This is a genomic window from Lactiplantibacillus sp. ME-2 (assembly GCF_022549155.1).
Taxonomy (GTDB): domain Bacteria; phylum Bacillota; class Bacilli; order Lactobacillales; family Lactobacillaceae; genus Lactiplantibacillus; species Lactiplantibacillus plantarum.
Window position 1 is genome coordinate 70,809 of record NZ_JAKZEQ010000002.1, and the last position, 21,273, is coordinate 92,081.

At 44.8% G+C, this 21,273-nt stretch carries 19 protein-coding genes and 1 other annotated feature; of the genes, 18 read left to right on the plus strand and 1 reads right to left on the minus strand.

Annotation, left to right across the window (positions count from 1 at the left end; genetic code table 11):
* Positions 1-29: 29 nt before the first annotated feature.
* The 10 genes from MMY95_RS01065 (at position 30) to MMY95_RS01110 (ending at position 8,972) form a co-directional block, all read left to right on the plus strand.
* A complete protein-coding gene (locus tag MMY95_RS01065) occupies positions 30-1,364 on the plus strand; it encodes a folylpolyglutamate synthase/dihydrofolate synthase family protein (protein ID WP_104795821.1) in 1,335 nt (444 codons plus the stop codon).
* 171 nt (positions 1,365-1,535) lie between these two features.
* Positions 1,536-2,171: a JAB domain-containing protein gene (locus tag MMY95_RS01070; RefSeq protein WP_003641486.1), complete on the plus strand. Its 636-nt coding sequence runs from the start codon at positions 1,536-1,538 to the stop codon at positions 2,169-2,171.
* A gap of 226 nt (positions 2,172-2,397) precedes the next feature.
* On the plus strand, positions 2,398-3,402 hold the full coding sequence (locus MMY95_RS01075) for a rod shape-determining protein (RefSeq protein ID WP_003644642.1): 1,005 nt from the start codon (positions 2,398-2,400) through the stop codon (positions 3,400-3,402).
* A gap of 70 nt (positions 3,403-3,472) precedes the next feature.
* Complete coding sequence (gene mreC, locus MMY95_RS01080) at positions 3,473-4,318, plus strand: rod shape-determining protein MreC (RefSeq protein ID WP_053267771.1); 846 nt, start codon at positions 3,473-3,475, stop codon at positions 4,316-4,318.
* A gap of 12 nt (positions 4,319-4,330) precedes the next feature.
* Positions 4,331-4,849: a rod shape-determining protein MreD gene (gene mreD, locus MMY95_RS01085; protein WP_053267772.1), complete on the plus strand. Its 519-nt coding sequence runs from the start codon at positions 4,331-4,333 to the stop codon at positions 4,847-4,849.
* A gap of 21 nt (positions 4,850-4,870) precedes the next feature.
* Positions 4,871-5,539, plus strand: a complete 669-nt coding sequence (locus tag MMY95_RS01090) for a septum site-determining protein MinC (protein ID WP_003645400.1) — start codon at positions 4,871-4,873, stop codon at positions 5,537-5,539.
* The gene (gene minD, locus MMY95_RS01095; protein WP_053267773.1) at positions 5,539-6,345 is read left to right on the plus strand and encodes a septum site-determining protein MinD; all 807 of its coding nucleotides are present in this window, start codon (positions 5,539-5,541) and stop codon (positions 6,343-6,345) included. The genes MMY95_RS01090 and minD overlap by 1 nt, the downstream gene beginning before the upstream one ends.
* A gap of 47 nt (positions 6,346-6,392) precedes the next feature.
* Positions 6,393-6,623 (plus strand) — a binding site (T-box leader).
* Between the two features lie 201 nt (positions 6,624-6,824).
* Positions 6,825-7,466, plus strand: a complete 642-nt coding sequence (locus MMY95_RS01100; RefSeq protein WP_003641492.1) for an amino acid ABC transporter permease — start codon at positions 6,825-6,827, stop codon at positions 7,464-7,466.
* A gap of 12 nt (positions 7,467-7,478) precedes the next feature.
* Positions 7,479-8,120, plus strand: a complete 642-nt coding sequence (locus MMY95_RS01105) for an amino acid ABC transporter ATP-binding protein (protein WP_053267774.1) — start codon at positions 7,479-7,481, stop codon at positions 8,118-8,120.
* Positions 8,121-8,132: 12 nt separating this feature from the next.
* Entirely contained in the window at positions 8,133-8,972 is an 840-nt protein-coding gene (locus MMY95_RS01110) for an amino acid ABC transporter substrate-binding protein (protein ID WP_003641494.1), read from the plus strand.
* A 1,082-nt stretch (positions 8,973-10,054) separates the two neighbouring features.
* Here the strand turns inward: MMY95_RS01110 and MMY95_RS01115 are convergent.
* Positions 10,055-11,407: an aspartate kinase gene (locus MMY95_RS01115; RefSeq protein ID WP_053267775.1), complete on the minus strand. Its 1,353-nt coding sequence runs from the start codon at positions 11,405-11,407 to the stop codon at positions 10,055-10,057.
* Positions 11,408-11,616: 209 nt separating this feature from the next.
* Here MMY95_RS01115 and MMY95_RS01120 point away from each other — a divergent pair, with 209 nt between their 5' ends.
* The 8 genes from MMY95_RS01120 to MMY95_RS01155 all read left to right on the plus strand — a co-directional run bounded on the left by MMY95_RS01120 (position 11,617) and on the right by MMY95_RS01155 (position 21,252).
* The gene (locus MMY95_RS01120) at positions 11,617-12,882 is read left to right on the plus strand and encodes a pitrilysin family protein (RefSeq protein WP_104795820.1); all 1,266 of its coding nucleotides are present in this window, start codon (positions 11,617-11,619) and stop codon (positions 12,880-12,882) included.
* Complete coding sequence (locus tag MMY95_RS01125; RefSeq protein WP_003644640.1) at positions 12,879-14,180, plus strand: pitrilysin family protein; 1,302 nt, start codon at positions 12,879-12,881, stop codon at positions 14,178-14,180. Before MMY95_RS01120 ends, MMY95_RS01125 begins: the two co-directional genes overlap by 4 nt.
* 103 nt (positions 14,181-14,283) lie before the next feature.
* The gene (locus MMY95_RS01130) at positions 14,284-15,156 is read left to right on the plus strand and encodes a RodZ domain-containing protein (RefSeq protein ID WP_003641501.1); all 873 of its coding nucleotides are present in this window, start codon (positions 14,284-14,286) and stop codon (positions 15,154-15,156) included.
* Between the two features lie 22 nt (positions 15,157-15,178).
* Positions 15,179-15,763, plus strand: a complete 585-nt coding sequence (gene pgsA, locus MMY95_RS01135) for a CDP-diacylglycerol--glycerol-3-phosphate 3-phosphatidyltransferase (protein WP_003641502.1) — start codon at positions 15,179-15,181, stop codon at positions 15,761-15,763.
* Positions 15,764-16,034: 271 nt separating this feature from the next.
* On the plus strand, positions 16,035-17,297 hold the full coding sequence (locus MMY95_RS01140; protein ID WP_241277459.1) for a competence/damage-inducible protein A: 1,263 nt from the start codon (positions 16,035-16,037) through the stop codon (positions 17,295-17,297).
* A 91-nt stretch (positions 17,298-17,388) separates the two neighbouring features.
* Positions 17,389-18,531, plus strand: coding sequence for a recombinase RecA (gene recA, locus MMY95_RS01145; RefSeq protein WP_003641504.1), 1,143 nt, complete (start codon positions 17,389-17,391; stop codon positions 18,529-18,531).
* Between the two features lie 230 nt (positions 18,532-18,761).
* The gene (gene rny / locus MMY95_RS01150) at positions 18,762-20,321 is read left to right on the plus strand and encodes a ribonuclease Y (RefSeq protein WP_241277460.1); all 1,560 of its coding nucleotides are present in this window, start codon (positions 18,762-18,764) and stop codon (positions 20,319-20,321) included.
* A 124-nt stretch (positions 20,322-20,445) separates the two neighbouring features.
* Positions 20,446-21,252 carry a TIGR00282 family metallophosphoesterase gene (locus MMY95_RS01155; RefSeq protein WP_003641506.1) on the plus strand — a complete coding sequence of 269 codons (807 nt, stop codon included), beginning with the start codon at positions 20,446-20,448 and terminating at the stop codon, positions 21,250-21,252.
* Positions 21,253-21,273 lie beyond the last annotated feature (21 nt).

Here is a 21,273-nt window from a genome sequence, read left to right on the forward strand (position 1 = left end):
TCGCGCGGTTTACAGGAAGGAAGACAAACATGATTGACACTTATTCAGCAGCATTAGCCTTTATTCACGGCCGGACTCAGTTCAAAAAAGCCCCGACACTCAGTCGTATGCGCCAATTCTTACATGAATTGGGTGATCCACAGTTAAAGGTGGCCGGCATTCACGTGGCGGGGACCAATGGCAAGGGGTCGACGGTTGCGAATTTACGCGAATTATTTATGGCAGATGGGCTAACGGTGGGAACTTTCACGTCGCCGTTCATTGTTCGCTTCAATGAACGGATCAGTGTTGACGGCACCCCCATCAGCGATGAAGAACTTGTTGGTCTGGTGCAACAGATTCAACCGATCGTTGCCAAGCTTGACGCGACATTGGCAAGTGGGGGCCCCACAGAATTTGAGATCATTACTGCAATGATGTTTCTTTACTTTGCTGCTCAGCCAATCGATATTGCCATTATTGAAGTTGGGTTGGGTGGGTTATACGATTCTACCAATGTTTGGACACCAGCCGTTAGTGTGATTACTACGATCGGTTATGATCATATGCAAATTCTAGGTAATACATTGACGGCGATTGCGACTCAAAAAGCAGGTATCATTAAGACGCAGGTGCCGGTAATTGTTGGTAAATTACCGGCTGAAGCACAGCAAGTGATGATTGATACCGCCATGAGCAAACGGGCGCCGTTGCGGACGTTGGGAGTTGATTTTACAACCAAATTATTACCGCCCCAAGGCTGGCAAGAACGGTTTAACTTTGACGGGTTAGAGGCGCATTTTAAAGACTTGACAACTCCGCTACTGGGAGACTATCAAGTTGATAATGCGGCCGTTGCAATAGCGGCGTACCTAACTTACCACCAAGCGACTCAGCTACCCGTGGTCACTAGCGACGTCAAAGCGGCTGTGGCAGCAACACAATGGCCTGGCCGTTTCGAACGCTTGAATCAGGACCCACTGATCATGATTGACGGTGCGCACAATGAGCCGGCAGTAACTGAATTAGCAGCTACTTTGAGTGAGCGATTTGGACAGCAAACCGTTTATGTCATCTTTGCGGTCTTAACGGATAAGCAGCATCAACAAATGATTCAGACCTTGGGCGCATTACCTAATGTTCAATTACGGTTGACACAATTCGAAGGTCCGAACGCAAAACGTCCAGCGACCGACCCGACGATGTTGGCACATGAAATGCCAAATGGCCGGACCGCTGAAGTATTTGATAATTGGCAAGCTGCCTTGATGCAGACACTCCAAGAAATGTCGAGTGATGATGCGTTACTACTAACGGGGTCGCTGTACTTTATTAGTGACGTACGGGCTTATTTCAAGGATGGCAGCGACTCAGAAACTGATTAGGGGCTGACACGGATGCTTAGAAGACAATTGCGCAAGAAATAATACTGCGTCCCTGGTACTGATATTATCAAAGATGATTGTGAGTTAACTGAAAAAATTGCGTTAAAATGTCGGTGAATTAATGGTTAGCCGGTCACTTTACGAAACTACTAGGTAGAAAGGGTGGTTTCAATGACGATGATCAGCGAAGAACAAATACCGACAGCACAAGTTCGTGAATTAATGCAAGCCTACTTTGGGACGTTTTTACCCAACGACGCGGTGACTAGCGCGATGCAGGCCTTTGAGCGTGAGTACCCGATAGAGGACGCTATAGAGTGGTTACATGAGTCGTCTGAAAATCCGCGCTGGCAAGGTTTAATCGTGGCGCTCAGATGTGGGCAACTATTACCCCGGCCAAGTCGATTAATTTTGGGGCAGGTATATGGTAGTGAACAACTGGGAGCCGTTTTAGCACGGGACTTTGCCAACTTAGAGCAGGAACAGTTGCAATTGTTATGCTTAGATACGAAAAATCAAGTGATCAAACGCCAGGTCGTCTTTCAGGGCACGCTCAATAGTTGTCCGGCTCAACCGCGGGAAATTATTAAAGTTGCCCTAACGACACCGACTGCCCGGGTCGTTATTGCACATAATCATCCGAGTGGTGATGTGACGCCGTCAAAAAAAGACGTTGAATTTACCAAGCGGTTACAACTGGCTTGTGAACTGATGGGGTTACCGCTCTTGGATAGCTTTATTATCGGTGTAAACGATTACTTTAGTTTTGCCGAGCAGGGCGTATTAAATTGTAATACGGATTCGTAACAGAATGTGGTAAAATAACGGGGTTAGGACCGATAATTTAATCGGCCTGATCGCGTTTTTTTTGTTAAATTTTATCTAAGTTAAATAGTGGGACTGTATTTTTCATTAATTTACGGTATGCTAGGATTCAGGCAATGCTTTTTTAATGCAGTGCGACTATGCTATAATACTTACTATTATGACTAAATAAAAAATTAAATTTGTTAATGATGAAGGGATGAATGTAGTGTTCGGATTTGGGACAAAGAATATCGGGATCGATCTCGGTACGGCCAACACAATTGTGTACGTTGACGGCAAGGGCATCGTATTACGTGAACCATCCGTAGTTGCGAAGAACACGAAAACTGGTGAAATTGTATCAGTTGGTTCAGAAGCACGGGATATGATTGGGAGAACCCCAGCAAGCATTGTGGCGATTCGGCCAATGAAGGATGGCGTTATTGCGGACTACGATACGACCGTTGCGATGATGAAGTACTTTATTCAAAAGACACTCGGCCGCTCAAATGGTAAGCCATACGTCATGGTTTGTGTACCAAGTGGGGTTACCGAAGTTGAAAAGCGGGCCGTTATTGATGCAACACGGGTTGCAGGTGCGCGGGATGCATATGTCATTGAAGAACCATTTGCAGCCGCTATTGGTGCAGGGCTTCCAGTCATGGATCCAACTGGGAGCATGGTCGTTGATATTGGTGGTGGGACTACCGATGTTGCGACAATTTCCTTAGGTGGGATCGTATCAAGCCGTTCAATTCGAATGGCTGGCGATAAGATCGATGACTCAATCATTTACCATGTTCGCCAGAAGTTTAATCTTTTAATTGGTGAACGCACAGCCGAACAACTTAAAATCGACTGTGGCTCAGCTTCTTTGGAAGCCGCTGAAGACTTGGAAGGGTCAACGATTCGTGGACGAGATCTTTTGTCGGGCTTACCAAAGACGGTTGAAATCTCATCTGTAGATGTTTCAGAAGCCATCCAAGAAGTGGTCTCTGAAATTATTTCAGCCATTAAAGAAACCCTTGAAGAAACTTCCCCAGAAATTGCCTCTGACGTAATTGACCACGGGATTGTTTTGACCGGTGGTGGTGCCTTATTGAAGAATCTTTCCGAAGTGATTGCGGACGAAACCAAAGTACCGGTTTTCATCGCTAACGAACCGCTTGACTGTGTTGCAGTTGGGACCGGTGAATCACTCAAGAGCATCGACGTTATGAAAAAGCGATAACAGGTGAGCGGGAAGACGTCTTCCCGCTTATTTATTGTTAAATCATTGAATTTTCGACCGGGGGTTCATTATGCAAAAGTTTTTTTCTAACCGAAAACTAGTGATTGCGATTGTCGTGTTCATTATTAGTTTCGGCTTGATGAGTGTCTCAGTAGCCATTCGTGATAAGAAATCGACACCACCATTGATCCAACAATTTGGAAACGATGTGGCTGGTGCGGTTGACCGGGTGATTGCTTGGCCAGTCAATGGCTTACAAAGTGCGACCAACTCAGTTTCTGACTTGTTGAACACCTATCAAGAAAATCAAAAATTGAAGAAACAAGTTGACCAACTGGCGCAGGCCAAGGTTAGTGCCCAGACGACGCGTGCGGAAAACAAGCAGTTACGCAAGCAGTTGAAACTAAATAATTCGTTATCTGATTATACGACGGTGACCGCCAATGTTTTGACGCGGACACCATCATCTTGGATGAACCAACTCGTGATCTCTAAGGGTGCGACATCCGGTGTAAAGAAGAATATGCCTGTCATGTCACAAAAGGGTTTAATTGGCCGGGTCGTGGAAGTTAACCAAACGAATTCTAAGGTTGAATTAATTTCTAATACGAGTTCGTCTTCGAATAAGTTTGCTATTCAGATTACGAATAGTGTTGGTAAGACTGTTAACGGGATTATTTCAGGTTATGATAAGAGCAATAATCTTTTAGAGATGGGTTCCGTGACGTCTAACGTTAAAATCAAAAAAGGCGATAAAGTCGTGACGAGTGGTTTAGGCGGCAATACGCCGAAGGGACTTTATGTCGGCACGGTTGCTAGTGTCAAGCAGGATGATTACGGACTAGCATCCGAAGTGGAAATCACACCCGCAGCGGATCTTAGTGACTTAACAGTTGTGACGGTCGCTGAACAATAGGGAGGTGCAACGGTGCGTTACTCAAGATTAAAAATCGTCTTTCCAATTGGGTTATTTGTTGCACTCTTTTTAGACGGCTCGATGTCAAATGTTTTTGCCGGTAAACTATTTAGTTACCCGTATGCCAGTGTCTTACACCTAGTTTTACTGTGGATTGTCTTCGCTGTCTTTTTAGATGACCGTGATAATCTGTCGGTTGGAATTTGGTCTGCATTCGTGGGCTTGGTGTTTGACTGGTACTATACTGGGATTTTAGGCGTTTACATGATTGGCTTACCGTTGGTAGTCTATATATGTCGACAAATCAAGCCATGGATCGACCTGAACTTTTTAACGTTACTGATGATCTATATTATTAATTTGACCATTTTGGAAGCATTTACGTATATTTGGTACACGATGAGCCATGTGATCTCTAGTGGGTTAGCAGACTTTGCGGTGTACACGCTAGGACCGACGATTGCGGTCAACCTAGCCATCTTTGTCATATTATATTATCCAATGCGTCGGTTATATCTGAGTGTTAATTAGTCGGCAGAAAGGAATTCTAACATGCAACAGAGTGTAGTTTTAAAGGCCAGTAATGACGGCTATGAACTGATTTTACGGCAAGAAGCAAGTTTCGATGATATTATGGTCGACTTGAAGGTCTTGTTGGATCGGTTGCAGGCTGATAATACGACTGATAAACAAATCTCGTTTGACCTGGATACGGCTAGTCGACTACTGACTGCGGAACAAAATCAAAAAGTGACACAGTTGATTCAACGATATCCGTTATTCAGTATTCATAAGCTAACGGCAGATGTTATTTTGACGGCGGATGCTTTAGCGATGATTGAACGTGATACGGTGCATCTGGTTAATCAGATTATTCGCAACGGTCAGGTCGTTGAGATTACGGGGGACGTGTTGTTCTTCGGTAAGATCCATGAAGGTGGGGTGCTCCGGGCGACGGGTAGTATCTTTGTGATGGGTGAGGTAAACGGTGCGCTTGAGGCCGGTTATCCCGATCACAATGATGCGGTGATCGTTAGCCCCTTAGCGACCGTCCCGCGGGTTCGAGTCGGTGAATTGTTAGAATTAGTGGACCTTGAAAAAGTTGTTGATGGGACGAACGTCGTCTATATTAATGACATTCAAGCGTTGGACTACCAGCCGCTCCAGCAATTAAAACGGGTACGACCGAAGCTATTTACTCGAAATGGAGGACGTGTTTGATGGGAAAAGCAATTGTCATCACCTCTGGTAAGGGTGGGGTCGGCAAAACGACCACTACGGCCAATTTAGGGACGGCCCTTGCTTTGATGGGCAAGAAAGTTTGCTTAGTTGATTTAGATATTGGATTGCGGAATTTAGACGTTATTTTGGGTCTCGATAACCGGATCCTTTATGATATTGTGGATGTAGTTGCCGGTCGTGCTCAAATACGGCAGGCGTTGGTCAAAGACAAGCGGTTTGATGACTTATTGTTTTTATTGCCAGCTGCACAAAATGCGGACAAGGATGCATTGAATCCTGGCCAAGTTCGGGCAATCGTAGACGAGTTGAAACCAGATTTTGATTACGTTTTGCTCGACTGTCCCGCCGGAATTGAACAAGGTTTCATGAATGCGATTGCTGGTGCGGATGCGGCTATTATCGTCTCGACACCCGAGATTTCAGCAATTCGTGATGCGGATCGGGTCGTTGGCTTATTGGAACAATATCCGTTAGCCGAAGCACCTAAGTTAGTGATTAATCGAATCCGGACGCGCATGATGCAAGATGGTGAGACGATGGATATTGATGAAATTACGCATCACTTATCGATCGACTTGCTAGGAATCGTTTTCGATGACGATGCCGTCATTCGGACTTCAAATAACGGTGAACCGATCGTTCTTGATCCTAAGAATCCAGCCTCACAAGGCTACCGCAACATTGCCCGCCGAATCGAAGGTGAAACAGTGCCATTAATGAATTTGGATACACCTAAACCGGGTGTTTGGTCACGAATCGCCGGAATTTTTCATCGTGGCAAGTAAAAAAGGCTTGACGGTTGATTAATTTTCGATTAGTATGAACTCAACATTAAAAAACAGGGAACAGAAGAGTAGTTGTAAGGACCTTGTCGAGCGAGTTATCGATGATGGGAAGATGACCGAGGATTACAACGAACCACATCTGTGAGTTGGACAGCTGAAGTTAGTAAGCTGTTTCGGTTGGCCTCGTTAGCGGCGGAGTTTAGTGATAAACTCGTTGAGATTAGTTGTGTGAGCAACTAGTGAATATGAGGTGGAACCGCGATTAAATCGTCCTCTTAGGCATGCTGGCCTAAGGACGATTTTTTTATTATCACAAAACTCCCTGAGGTAATAACTGTGAAGTTATTACGAAGTGAGGTGGCACCACGGATAACCGTCCTCTTGAGTATTCGACTCAAGGGGACTTTTTTGTGTACTTGAGTCGTGACCGATTAGTGGACGCAGGACAATGTGACCTGTAAATTTGGGAGGGAAAGTACATGCAGTATATTTTAGAAATTTTGCCATCATTATTATCCGGTGCCGTTATGACACTGAAAATTTTCATTTGGACCCTGATTGGGTCGCTACCATTGGGGTTAGTTGTTGGTCTGGGATTAATGTCTAACTTCAAGCCGCTGCAATGGTTATTGCATTTCTACGTTTGGTTAATGCGTGGTACCCCGTTGTTACTGCAATTAATCTTTGTCTTTTACGGCTTACCGTTGATTGGGATTGTTTTTCCACGGTACTACGCCGCGTTATTCGCATTTATTCTGAACTACGCGGCCTACTTCGCGGAAATCTTCCGTGGTGGGTTACAGTCGATTGACAATGGTCAATATGAAAGTGCACGGGTCTTGCGGCTGAGCTACTGGCAGACGATTCGTAAAATCGTTATTCCCCAAGTGATCAAAATTGTTTTACCGTCAGTTGGCAATGAAGTCATCAACTTGGTCAAGGATTCATCGTTAGTTTATGTCATTGGTCTCGGCGACTTGTTACGTGCCGGTAACGTTGCGACAGCGCGCGATGTTACTTTGGTACCCTTAGTATTAGTCGGAATCATTTACTTAGCACTGACAGCCGTAACGACTTTTGTGCTTGGACGAATCGAAAAACACTACAGTTACTGGAAATAGGGAGGCCATCATATGTTAGAACTAAAAAATATTACAAAAAGCTTTGGTTCACGGACAATTATTAAGAATTTGAATTTAACCGTTAAGGATGGCGAGATTCTAAGTATTGTGGGCCCTTCAGGTGCTGGTAAGACAACGTTATTACGCTGTATTACGGGGCTTGAAAAGGTGAATGCCGGTGAGTTCTTAGTCGACGGCCAACCATTTGATCCCTATACTAATCGGAGTAACGATAGTGTAATTGGTGTCGTATTCCAAAATTTTGAATTGTTTCCCAATTTAACAGTCATGCAGAATATTACTTTAGCACCGACCACGGTCTTAAAGCAGTCTAGCGCAGAAGCAGAACAGCAGGCGCAGACATTATTAGATCGTTTGAATCTCGGTGATCACGCTGACCAGTATCCTTTCGAATTATCAGGTGGTCAAAAGCAACGAGTGGCGATTGCCCGGGCATTAGCCATGAAACCGAATGTCTTATGCTATGATGAACCAACTTCAGCACTTGACCCGAACTTACGACAGGAAGTTGAAAAGTTGATTTTAGGCTTAAAGGTTGATGGCATGACTCAAATTGTGGTGACCCATGATTTAACCTTTGCTGAAAATATCGCGGATGAAATGTTCCACGTTGAACCAACCAAGAAGCAATAGGGGGGCGTCAGAATGAAGAAAAGATTATTTGCACTCAGTTTGATCGTTGTGATGCTCCTGGGTATGGCAACGACGTTAAGTGGCTGTGGTCAAAATGTGACTAAACGCGCTGATACCCAAGATACTTGGTCTAAAATCAAGAAACGCGGTTACGTTGTCGTTGGTTTGGACGACAGTTTTGTCCCGATGGGCTTTCGCGAAAAGTCTGGGAAACTAGTTGGTTATGATATCGACCTCGCCCGGGCCGTCTTTAAGTTGTACGGTATTAAGATCAGCTTTCAAACGATTGACTGGTCCATGAATGCGACCGAATTGCGCAATGGCACAATTGATTTGATTTGGAACGGCTACACGAAAAATCCCCAACGTGAAAAAGTGGTGGCTTTCAGTAATACTTATTTGAAGAACAAGCAAGTCCTCGTTTCTTTAAAGAAAAATCATATTAACTCATTTGACGATATGACTGGTAAGACGTTGGGTGTTCAGTCAGGTTCTTCGGGCTATGAGTCATTGGAAAACAATCCGAAACTGCTGAAGGATAAGATTGCTAAGAAAACGCCAGTTCAATACGATACCTTCACGAATGCCTTCCTCGACTTGAATGCTGGACGAATTAAAGGGCTCTTGATTGATAGCGTCTACGCGAGCTATTATATTAAGCACGAAGCGAACTCTGCGGATTACCAAGAAACGCAAGGCACCTTTAAGTCGGAAGACTTCGCAGTTGGGATGCGTAAGGGTGACAAAACGATGAAACGCAAAATTAATGCCGGCCTAAAGACGTTGAAGGCTAACGGAACGTTAGATAAGATCAACAAGAAATGGTTTGGTAATCAAAAAGTTGAAAACTAACGTGACGTGGCAGGACTTGTCATTCAGTGACCCCAGTTATCGGTGAGCAACTAATCATAAATAGGCTTTCCAAGACGGACGATGTCTTGGAAAGCCTATTTATATTGGCACGCAGACAAACTGGGATTGAAGGCTTAAACTTATACACGAAAAATTGTTGAAAGGTACCGCTATAAGGCCAAAAACAACCAGCTAAGGCCCGCTGGAAAAAGTTCGAGTTTTGCATAAACTTGCTTGGCTAGCGTCGTCCTAAGCCGACTTCCAGGCATTTCTGCCAATTGCTGGAACGCGGTGGACACAGATTTAAGCCGAAGACCACGTCTTAAATACTGGTCTTCCACTAACCAAGCAAAGAACGCTTGCTAAGTGGAATTTCACCGCTGAGCATTGGCCGAAATGCCTTCCAGTCGGGACATATTCGAATGGCGGACGAAGATGTACCTAACTTGTGATGGACTTGTCATTACTTTTTATAAACGATAACTTTGTCAAGCAACGGTCAGACAGAAAATGATATTGTTATGGTTCACTATTTCTGAACCAATGTAGCAATAATTGAACTTCTCGATAAACATAGAGATTTACACCTGACGCTTTATTTGAAGCTCCGGTATTAAAAGACCAATTACACCAAGTTAAGTGGCCGTTAATCAGCCATTCGAGCGGCTTAACGAAACGCGCGCGGTGACGCTGAATCCTGTGCTTGCTACGCCAACGGACTGATGCCCAAACCGCATTAATCCGTTGACTAGGCAATGCTTAAATTCAACCCGTGATCCCTCGCACACTTTAGACTGGAGGGGTTGGGTGACAATGCTCAGTAGCCAAATTATTCTTAGCTGAAAGTGGGTTGCTTTCGGCTTAGAATAAGACTCGTATTTGAGATGATGCGGGTTGGGCATTAGCTCAAATCGACGTCGGCTGCGTTCCAGCAATTGTCACCCAGCCCCGGAGGTCGGAATAGGACACGTACATGCTGACGAACGAGTATCCGGGGTCAATTGCCGGCACCTTTCAACAACAATTGATGAAAAACACGGCCATAAAAAATGCCCGACTAGTTGACTAGTCGGACGTATGGGTTAATCGAAAAATTCTTTATATAACGCAATAACGGCTTGATCGGCATCATTGTCGTGTACACCGAACATAATAGAAATTTCGGAGGCGCCTTGATTGACCATGATTAATTTAATATTGTCGTTGGCTAATGCGGTGGCGGCACGTGACATGATGCCGACGCGGTTGCGCATGTTTTCGCCAACGAGCATTAAGATTGAGTAGTCGTGCGTAAAGTAAATTTCATCGGGATTGATGGCCGCTGAGATTTCTGCAACTAACGTTTTCTCTAATTCGGGCGTCAACTGATGTTCATCAAAGATGATGGTCAAATCATCGATCCCAGATGGCATGTGTTCATAACTAATATGATGATTTTCTAAAATCGTTAGAATTTTACGGCCCAGCCCAACTTCTTTGTTGAGCAGATACTTCCGTAAGTATAGTGAACAAAAACTAGAAGAACTGGCAATCCCAGTCACCGGGTAGTGGGAATTGGGTTCGCGAGTTGACTGAATCAAAGTTCCCGGGGCCTCGGGATGGTTCGTATTCTTGACGTTGACGGTAATGTTGCCTTCGATTGCTGGAATCAACGCTTCGTCGTGAAAGACAGAAAAGCCAGCGTAAGAAAGTTCGCGCATCTCAGTAAACGTCATTTCACTAATGGCCGCTGGTTTTGCGACCAAACTAGGATTGACCGCGTAAATTGCATCGACATCGGTAAAGTTTTCATAACGTTCAGCATGGACACCCCGAGCGATGATCGCGCCAGTAATGTCGGAGCCACCGCGTGAAAAGGTACAAATTTGGCCGTTACGATTGTAGGCGAAAAATCCGGGGATAACTAGGATTTGTTCGCTGTTGGCCCACTTAGCGAGCTGGTCATAACTACTCTTGATAATCTGAGCGTCATCAGGAACGTCCGTAACGACCATTCCCGCATCTTTAGGGTCAAGGTAGCGAGCGTTGAGGCCGCTTTGTTGAAAAACAGCGGCGACCAGTTGCGCATTGAGACGTTCGCCGTGCGCTTTGAAAGCTGCCATCAAGTAGGTGTTGTCGGCGTATGATTGTTTTGGTAAGTTGCGAATTGTTTCAAAAATCGGAGTCAATTGTGCTTCGGGAACGTTAAACCCGTGACCGATTTCTGCATAACGGTCAATGATAGCTGCGGTAACGGCTTGCGTATCTTGATGATGGATCGTTTGACGGGCATATTGAATAAGTAAATCAGTGACTTTGGTGTCGCCATCGAACCGTTTACCAGGTGCCGATACAATCACATATTTACGTTTTTGATCAGCCTCAACGATCGCGAGGACTTTTTGCAGTTGCTGACTACTAGCAAGGGAACTGCCACCAAATTTAATTACTTTCACATTAACCGCTCCTTAATTTTATCAATAATTAAAAGAATAGCAGACAAATCGCGACTTGGCAATGTTAATTGCCACTCACGAGAATTTAATTTAATCGTGAAAATAATCATTTTGGCGACCATAATCTGAAAATAAAAAAAACAATAGGACGGAAAGTTGCGTCAATCCGGCCTTTCGCTTATTATTTATTACATATGCAAGGAGGAAACATGTTGCAAACTCAGTTAGCAAAAGGGGTCCAATTGACGACGGTTCAGAGTCATCAATTTAAAACCAACCAGATTATTATCAATTTTCGGGCACCGCTTGCACGTGAAACAATTACTCAGCGGTCGCTACTATCGAATTTATTAGAAACAAGTTCTCGTGATTATCCAGATCAGCGAGCGTTAGCCAACGCATTGGCTGCCATGTATGGTGCTGCGTTTGGTGCGGGTGTTAGTCGTAAGGGACCAACGCATAACTTGCAATTAGCCATCACCGTTGCGAATGAACGGTATTTGGCAACGGATCAGCCACTGACAAATCAGGCCATCCAGTTTTTACAACAAGTCGTTTTACAGCCGCTAGTGGCGGACGGTCAGTTTGATCAAGCGACGTTTGACCGCCAAAAAAAGAATTTGGAAGCGGCGATTATGTCGGTCGCTGATGATAAGCAATATTATGCTGCACAGCAGTTAAATACGGCGTTGTTTGCGGACGAACCTGCGCAACAAGTGCCAAGTTACGGTACGGCGAGTGATTTGGCAGCCCTCACTGCGGAAGGTTTGTACGACTATTATCAAATGATGATCCAAAATGATCAAATCGATATTATCGTGACGGGTGACGTTGATGAGGTGGCCGTTTTAGCTCAGTGGCAACAAGCTGGTTTTGAGGATCGACTGACGGGGCGCCCACGGCCATTTTATCAACATCATAATACAAACCAGTACGTCGAAGTGAGTGAACAACAGGCACTCAGCCAAGCAAAGCTAAATTTAGGTTATGATTTGCCAGTCTTTTATCGTGGCAATCATTATTACGCGGCCTTGGTTTTCAACGAACTATTTGGTGGGTCACCGCTGTCTAAATTGTTTATGAATGTACGTGAAAAGGCGAGTCTGGCTTACTATGCCAGCAGCTCATTGGATACTTTCCGTGGGGTGCTTAAGGTGCAAGCTGGGATTGATGGCAAAAATCATGACCAAGTGTTAGCAATTATTGCGGCCCAATTAACGGCGATTCAAGCCGGTGATTTTACGGATGATTTAGTTGAACAGCTGAAGCTGGGCTTGATCAACGATTTTGAGTCCAGTTTGGATAGTCAACGGACATTCGCTGTGCAAGCCTTGATCGATGATTTAACGCAACAACGCGTTACGGATACTGAATGGCTACGGCAGATTCAAAGTGTGACGCGTGAACAGATCATTGCAGTCGCGAAGATGGTGACCCTTAATAATGGGTTCTTCTTGAGTGGGGTAACCGCATGAAAGTAAAAAAATATGATCAATTTAATGAAAGTTGTTATCAAGCTCAGTTGGATAATGGGCTGACGGTGACGTTGTTACCTAAGGCCGGTTATCACAAAACGTACGCAACGTTTACAACGAACTATGGCTCGATCGACAATACCTTTGTTCCAGCCGGAAGTACTGAAATGCAACGCTTCCCAGATGGAATTGCCCACTTTCTGGAACATAAAATGTTTGAGAAGGCTGACCATGATGCGTTTCAAATTTTTGGTCAGTACGGGGCGAGCGCGAACGCCTTCACTAGCTTCACGAAGACGAGCTATTTGTTCTCAGCTACCCGGCACCTGCAGGACAACCTCATGACCCTCTTAGATTTTGTTCAAGATCCGTATTTTACGCCAGCGACAGTTGACAAGGAGAAGGGCATTATTGGGCAAGAGATTGAGATGTACGATGATGATCCAAGTTGGCGCCTGTATTTCGGAATGATTGGTAATCTATATCCGAACCACCCACTACAATATGATATTGCGGGGACGACTGAGTCGATTGCTAAGATAACGGCTGATGACTTGTACGCCGCTTATCGGACGTTCTATCATCCTGAGAACATGACGTTATTTGTGGTTGGTAATTTTGATCCAGACGAAGTGTTAGGGTGGATTACGACTAATCAAGCAACTAAAAAATTTGCTGCCTTTCAACCGATTGAACGTAAGATTCCTGAAACCGCAACGGATGGACATGACATTATTCCTTATCGGACGATTGATATGCCAGTCAATCGGGCCAAATCAATCGTTGGTGTCAAAGGCTTGCTGCCGATTGAAGCGGGGGCTGCTGCTTTGAAGTACCGTGCAGCGGTTAACGTTTTATTAGAATTATTGTTTGGCGATACGTCAGCAGATTATTTGCGATTATATGATCAGGGTATCATCGATGATACGTTTGGTTATGATTTCGAATTACAGTCTGGATTTAATTTTGTCACTTTTAGTGGTGAAACGGATGATCCAGCCCAGTTTGATGCAGCCATCATTGATGTGCTAGAAAACTGGCGGACGGCTGTAGTTGGTCAGGAAGCAGCACTCGCATTAGTCAAGAAGGAAATGATTGGGCGGGTCGTCTTCATGGCGAACTCCTTGGAGGCAATCGCGAACCGGTATGATCAACGGCTATTCGGGACGGCGACAATCTTTGATGAACCGGGTATAATTGATCAGTTGACCCTTGCAGACTTGCAGACGGTTGCTGAACAATTATTGACTTCTCAGGCAATCAGTGAATACCAGATTCGACCACAAGCAAAGAGTTAAGGAAATCTGAAATTTAATGGTCATGGGGCTGCTAAATTTAGTTGCTGTGATATACTATTAACCGTAAGATTTTGAAAATAGACTTAGGGTGGAGAAAAAGTCAATGAGTGAAAATAACGAAGAAACAACAACGATTGGGGCGCGCTTAAAGGCTGCCCGGACAGCGAAAGGCCTCACAATTGATGATTTGCAACAAATCACCAAGATTCAGAAACGCTATTTGATTGCAATCGAAGATGAACAGTTCGATAAACTTCCCGGTGATTTTTACGTTCGGGCGTTTGTTAAGCAATATGCGGAAACAGTCGATTTAGATGGTAACGCGTTGTTAGAAGAATATCGAGACCAATTACCGAGTGTTCATACTGAAACCATCGTTGAAAATGTTGATGAAGTTCAACCTACCCGGGTTGCTAGTCGCGAACAACCTGCTTCACCAGCGAGCCGCGTGCGTAACTATTTACCAACGATCATCGTCACTGCCATTGTGGTTTTGATTTTGTTATTTATTTGGTTTATGGCGGTTCGCACGCACGCTGGTTCAAGCTCTAGCACGAGTGCGGACAGTTCTTCTGTACAAGTTTCGAGTTCTAAGAAGCAATCGAGTTCGTCGAAAGCTAGTTCATCAGCAAAGTCTAGTTCTAAAGCGTCTTCTGCCAAGGAACAAACAATCAAGGCTAACGGCAGTAGCGATACGGCTTATACTTTGACGAATGGTGCGGATAAGAACAAAGTGGTCATCAAGTCTACTAAGGCTGCTTGGACTTCCGTTACGACTAACGGTACTCAGACTTGGCAAGGAACGCTAAAGGCGGATGGCTCACATACATTAACGTTACCAAGTAATGCTACGACGGTTAAGTTCCAGTTTGGGAACGCAACTGCCACGACCGTAACAATCAATGGTAAGGCGTTCAATTTTAATCCGAAGAACAGTACGTCACAAGTTCGGACGATTACCTTGACCATCAAATAACGTTGCGGAGGAGGCGGGTACTTTGAATTTACCTAATAAATTAACGGTGTTTCGGATTATTCTGATTCCAGTTTTCATTCTTATTATGGTGTTACCCCTTAGTTGGGGACAGGTTGTGTGGGCTGGAACAACAATTCCAGTCACCCAAGTGGTTGCAACTGTCATTTTTGCGGTTGCGTCATTAACTGACTTAGCGGACGGCAAGATTGCCCGGGGTCAACACTTGGTTACGAATTTTGGGAAGTTTGCGGATCCACTGGCAGATAAGATGTTAGTAATGACCGCGTTCATCATCTTAGTTCGGTTAAATGCGGCCCCTGATTGGGTCGTTGCCATTATCATGTGTCGTGAACTCGCGGTAACGGGGTTACGATTATTGATTGTTGAAAATAATGGTAAAGTGATGGCTGCTGCTATGCCCGGGAAGATTAAGACAACGACACAAATGATTGCCATCATCTTCCTGCTGCTGAACAATGTCTTATTTGCGGCAATCCACATTCCATTTGCGGCAATTATGTTATATATCTGCTTATTCTTCGTTATTTATTCTGGCATTGATTATTTTGTTCAGAATCGTGACGTGTTTGCAGATGGCTTCAAATAAAATTAATCATGAGCGTCTCACCGAGTCTTGCATTCGGTGAGACGTTTTTGTATACCATTAACGTGTTGCCCTTATTAATTAATCATGACTCCTGTCAGTCGATAATTTTAACGATGAGTCGCGTTGGCAGGTTATGTCAAATGAAGGTATTTGAAAATGCTAATCTTTTTAATGGGGTCGATCGTCATTTTCGTATATACTTAATGTAGGACGCTAATCATCGCGCCCACACTGAGTGTAATCGATAGGATTACGGGGAGGCATATATGGCATGCAAGCAGAAATAATCGCGGTTGGTACCGAGATTTTACTGGGTCAGATTACGAACACGAATAGTACGTACATCGCACGTGGATTGGCCGAATTAGGAATTGATAGCTATTATCAAACGGTGGTTGGTGATAATCGGCAACGTTTGTCGACCGTCATTGAAATTGCGGCCCAGCGGAATGACTTAGTTATTTTAACGGGTGGTTTGGGGCCGACCAAGGATGACTTGACGAAGCAGACGCTCGCGCATTATTTGAATGTTGCCTTGGTTGAAGATCAGGCAGCAATGCAAAAAATTACGGCCTGGTTTGCCACTAATGACAAAGTAATGACGTCCAACAACCGATTACAGGCGTTGTATCCGGCAGGCGCGCAACCGTTGACTAATCATAACGGAATGGCTGTTGGTGCGTTTTATCAGTCAGAAAATAGTGCTGATTTCTTGTTATTGCCAGGTCCACCCCGTGAGTTAGCCGTAATGTTTGATTCTGAGGCAAAACCGAAATTGGCAGCTGCATATGGGGAACAAGCCCAAATCTATTCGCGAGTGATGCGTTTTTATGGCATCAGTGAGTCTGAATTGGCGACCCGGTTGCAACCCTTGATTGATGAACAGCAGGCGGTTACGATTGCACCCTATGCCAAGACTAACGAGGTTACCCTCAGATTAAGTGCCCAAGCTATGACGGAAACGGCTGCAAGGGGAATGATCGACAAAGTTGACCACCAGATCAAGGCTACCATTGGGCCGTACTTTTACGGTTATGGAGACGATAACTCGTTAGTTACTACTGTTATTAATCAAATGATTGCGGCTAAGCTGAGTATTACAGCCGCTGAAAGCTTAACAGCTGGGCTGTTTCAGAGTACCATCGGCAGTGTGTCCGGGGTCTCCGCAATCTTTCCAGGCGGCTTTGTAACGTATGCGAATGAGGCCAAACATCAGCTAGTGAACGTTCCACAAGCAATTATTGACGCTGAGGGCGTGGTTTCAGAAGCGACCGCTAAGGCCATGGCGAGTGGTGCTAAGCAGCAGCTAAATACTGATGTTGGTATCAGTTTTACAGGCGTTGCCGGTCCAGGAACCTTGGAAGGTCAACCGGCTGGAACGGTATGGATTGGTCTTGCTTACCGTGATCGACCCGTGAAGGCCAAGCAGTACCATTTTGCTGGTAATCGACAACAAATTCGGGAACGCAGTGTGATGGCCGGGTTAGACCTATTGAGACATGCATTGAATGAAGATACGGACTTAAAAAAATAATACGAACTTTTGTTCGCTTTTTGCTTGCAATTCTAACTTTGAACAGCTATGATATTAAGAGTTAGAAACGAGCACCAAAGGAGGAAATAATTTGGCTGATGCACGGAAAGCAGCACTAGATACTGCCCTGAAAAAGATCGAAAAGAATTTCGGTAAAGGGGCGATTATGCGGATGGGTGACGCTGCCCAGACGACTATTTCAACGATTTCAAGTGGATCGTTGGCCTTAGATGACGCGTTGGGTGTCGGCGGCTACCCACGTGGTCGGATCGTGGAAATCTACGGTCCTGAAAGTTCAGGTAAAACGACCGTGGCACTACATGCGGTTGCTGAAGTTCAAAAGCAGGGTGGTACGGCGGCCTATATCGATGCTGAAAACGCACTAGACCCCGTTTATGCGGAACACCTAGGGGTCAACATTGATGACCTGTTACTTTCGCAACCAGATACTGGTGAACAAGGGCTTGAAATTGCAGATGCCTTAGTTTCCAGTGGTGCGGTCGATATTTTAGTTGTTGACTCGGTGGCGGCCTTAGTGCCACGTGCCGAAATTGAAGGTGAAATGGGTGACGCACACGTTGGGTTACAAGCGCGGCTGATGTCACAAGCGCTCCGGAAGTTATCAGGGACATTGAACAAAACCAAGACAATCGCGTTATTTATCAATCAAATTCGTGAAAAAGTTGGTGTGATGTTTGGTAATCCTGAAACGACTCCTGGTGGTCGGGCCTTGAAATTTTACGCCACGATTCGTTTGGAAGTACGGCGGGCAGAACAGATCAAGGAAGGAACCAATATTATTGGTAACCGTGTCCGGATCAAAGTCGTTAAGAACAAGGTTGCACCGCCATTTAAGCGTGCCGAAGTGGATATCATGTATGGTCAAGGTATCTCACAAACTGGTGAAATTGTTGATATGGCTGCTGAAAAGGATATTGTTAAGAAGAGTGGTTCTTGGTATTCATATGGTGACGATCGCATTGGTCAAGGCCGTGAAAATGCCAAGAAGTATTTGGACGAGCATCCTGATGTCATGACGGAGATTCGCCAAAAGGTTCGTGATGCATACGGTATGGATGCAACTGGTGAAGAAACGTCTGAAACTGATGATCAGGCCAAAGAAGCTAAGGATAAGGGAACTGCTAAGAATGGCAGTAAGGGTCAAAGTAAGTCCACTAAAGCGACACCAGCGGAAACTGCTCTCGATCTCGGCGACCAACCAACCGAAAAATAGACAGTTTGTTATGCAACGCCCAAAATATTTATTTTGGGCGTTTTTTGTACATACTTAGCTTGTTTGCACGACAAAAGTAGCCTGCAGAGAGCGGTTGCCATAAGACTTTAAGTTGACACTATTCGTTTCTAACATTAGAATAACAAGTGTGTAAATAATCAAAATATAACATCTGAAAATTTGTAGTTGATTTTATGTTAACTGGATTTTGGTGGTGCGGAGGTGGAAACATGAATGTTTTCGGTATAATCCTCGCAGTCATCGCAATTGTTGTCGGTTATGGGATTGGTTACTATGTACGCAAGAACGTCCATGAAAAAGAATTGGACGTTGCCAGGAACACAGCCGAAGGTATTATTTCTGAGGCCAAACGGGCAGCGGAGACTCATAAGAAAGAAAAAGTCCTTGAAGCTAAGGAAGAGAGTCATCGCTACCGGGCTGAAGTTGAAACGGAGTTAAAGCAACGTCGGAATGAAGTTCAAAAGCAAGAAGACCGGTTGCTTCAACGTGAAGAAACTTTAGATCACAAAGAGAATACTTTTGAAAAGCGCGAGGATGCTTTAGGTAAAAAAGAAGATAAGATTGCCAATCAGCAAAAACGCGTTGAACAACAGCAACAAAGTGCAGCTTCACTAATCACGCAACGTCAAGCTGAGTTAGAACGGGTCGCCGCCTTGTCGCAAGAACAAGCTCGCGATCAAATTTTGACCCAAACGCGCGAACAATTAACGCATGAACGGGCCGTGTTAATTAAAGAAAATACGGACGAAGTGAAAGCGCAGTCTGAAAAAGAAGCCAAAAACTTAATTGTCCAAGCGATTCAGCAAAGTGCTGCCGATATGGTTTCTGAAACCACGGTTTCGGTCGTTTCTTTGCCGAATGACGACATGAAAGGCCGGATTATTGGTCGGGAAGGTCGTAACATCCGAACGTTGGAAACGCTGACGGGAATTGATTTAATTATTGATGACACGCCAGAAGCCGTCGTTTTAAGTGGTTACGATCCGATTCGTCGTGAAATCGCAAAGATCGCGCTTGAAAAGCTGATTCAAGATGGGCGGATTCATCCAGCTCGAATTGAAGAAATGGTTGAAAAAGCGCGTAAGGAAATGGACGAAAAGATCCGTGAAACTGGTGAACAAGCTGTCTTTGATTTAGGATTGCACGGGATGCATCCTGACTTGATCAAGCTTGTTGGTCGGCTGAATTATCGGACCAGTTATGGTCAAAATGTTTTGAATCACTCAATTGAAGTTGCGAAGTTAGCGGGCGTTTTAGCCGCTGAACTTGGTGAAGATGTTACACTCGCGAAACGCGCAGGATTATTACACGATATTGGTAAGGCCGTCGATCATGAGGTCGAAGGTTCCCACGTTGAAATTGGCGTGGAATTAACAACGAAGTACAAAGAGAGCCCCGTCGTGATTAACACGATTGCCTCCCATCATGGTGATGTGGAAGCTAAGTCGATTATCGCGGTGTTGGTTGCGACGTCTGATTCAATTTCAGCCGCCCGGCCAGGTGCTCGGAGTGAGTCGCTGGAGAATTATATTCATCGGCTCGAGAAGCTGGAAGCGATCGCTAATAATGAGGATGGCGTCAAGAAGAGCTATGCGATTCAAGCTGGTCGTGAAATTCGAGTCATCGTTAAGCCAAACGAGATTTCTGATTTACAGGCAACGGTTTTGGCGCACGATGTCAAAAAGCAGATTGAAAATGAACTTGAATATCCCGGTCATATTAAGGTTACGGTTATTCGGGAAGTTCGAGCAGTGGATTACGCTAAATAACCGGGAAATGAGTTTAGGTCTTGACCTAAGCTCATTTTTTTAGTTGCCAGCAGAATTCAATCACGTTTTCAAGGCTAAATAATGCTAAAATAATTGGTATAACGTTAAAACAAGGGAGCAATCTATGCGAATTCTATTTGTTGGGGATGTCATGGGCAATGTCGGCCAAACGGCGGTCACCACGTACTTACCTAAGTTAAAACGGCGCTACAAGCCACAAGTTACTATTGTTAATGGGGAAAATGCCACCCGCGGCCGCGGCATTAATCAGGAAGTGTATAAGGACATCTTGACTGCGGGGGCTGATGTCATTACGATGGGCAACCACACCTGGGATAATAATGAAATCTTTGATTTTATTAATGGTGCTAAGAAGTTGATTCGACCGTTGAACTTTCCGCCAGCGACGACTCCGGGGGTTGGTTATACGATCGTGAAGGTCAATACGGTGAAGTTGGCCGTGATTAATCTTCAAGGAAACGTCTTTATGGGGCAAAATTTAGCGGATCCTTTTACGACTGTCCAACCATTGGTCGAGCAACTGCGGGAAGAGACACCTAACATCTTCATCGACTTTCACGCTGAAACGACAAGTGAAAAGGAAGCCATGGCGTGGTATTTGGATGGTCAGGTGAGTGCGGTAGTCGGCACCCATACCCATGTGCAGACGAGTGATGAACGCGTATTGCCCAATGGAACGGCCTTTTTAAGTGACGTTGGTTTTACGGGTCCGTATAATGGTATTTTAGGAATGACCCGTGAGAATGTTATTCAGCGTTTCTTGGAACAAATGCCGACCCGTTTCAACGTGCAAGAGGATAGTCCGGCAGTGTTGTCGGGTTGTGTGATCGACGTTGATGGTCAGAGTGGTCGGGCGAAAAAGATTGCCCGGATTTTGATTAATCCGGACCACCCATATTTTGATGACTAAGATTTACGATAGAAAGTAGGA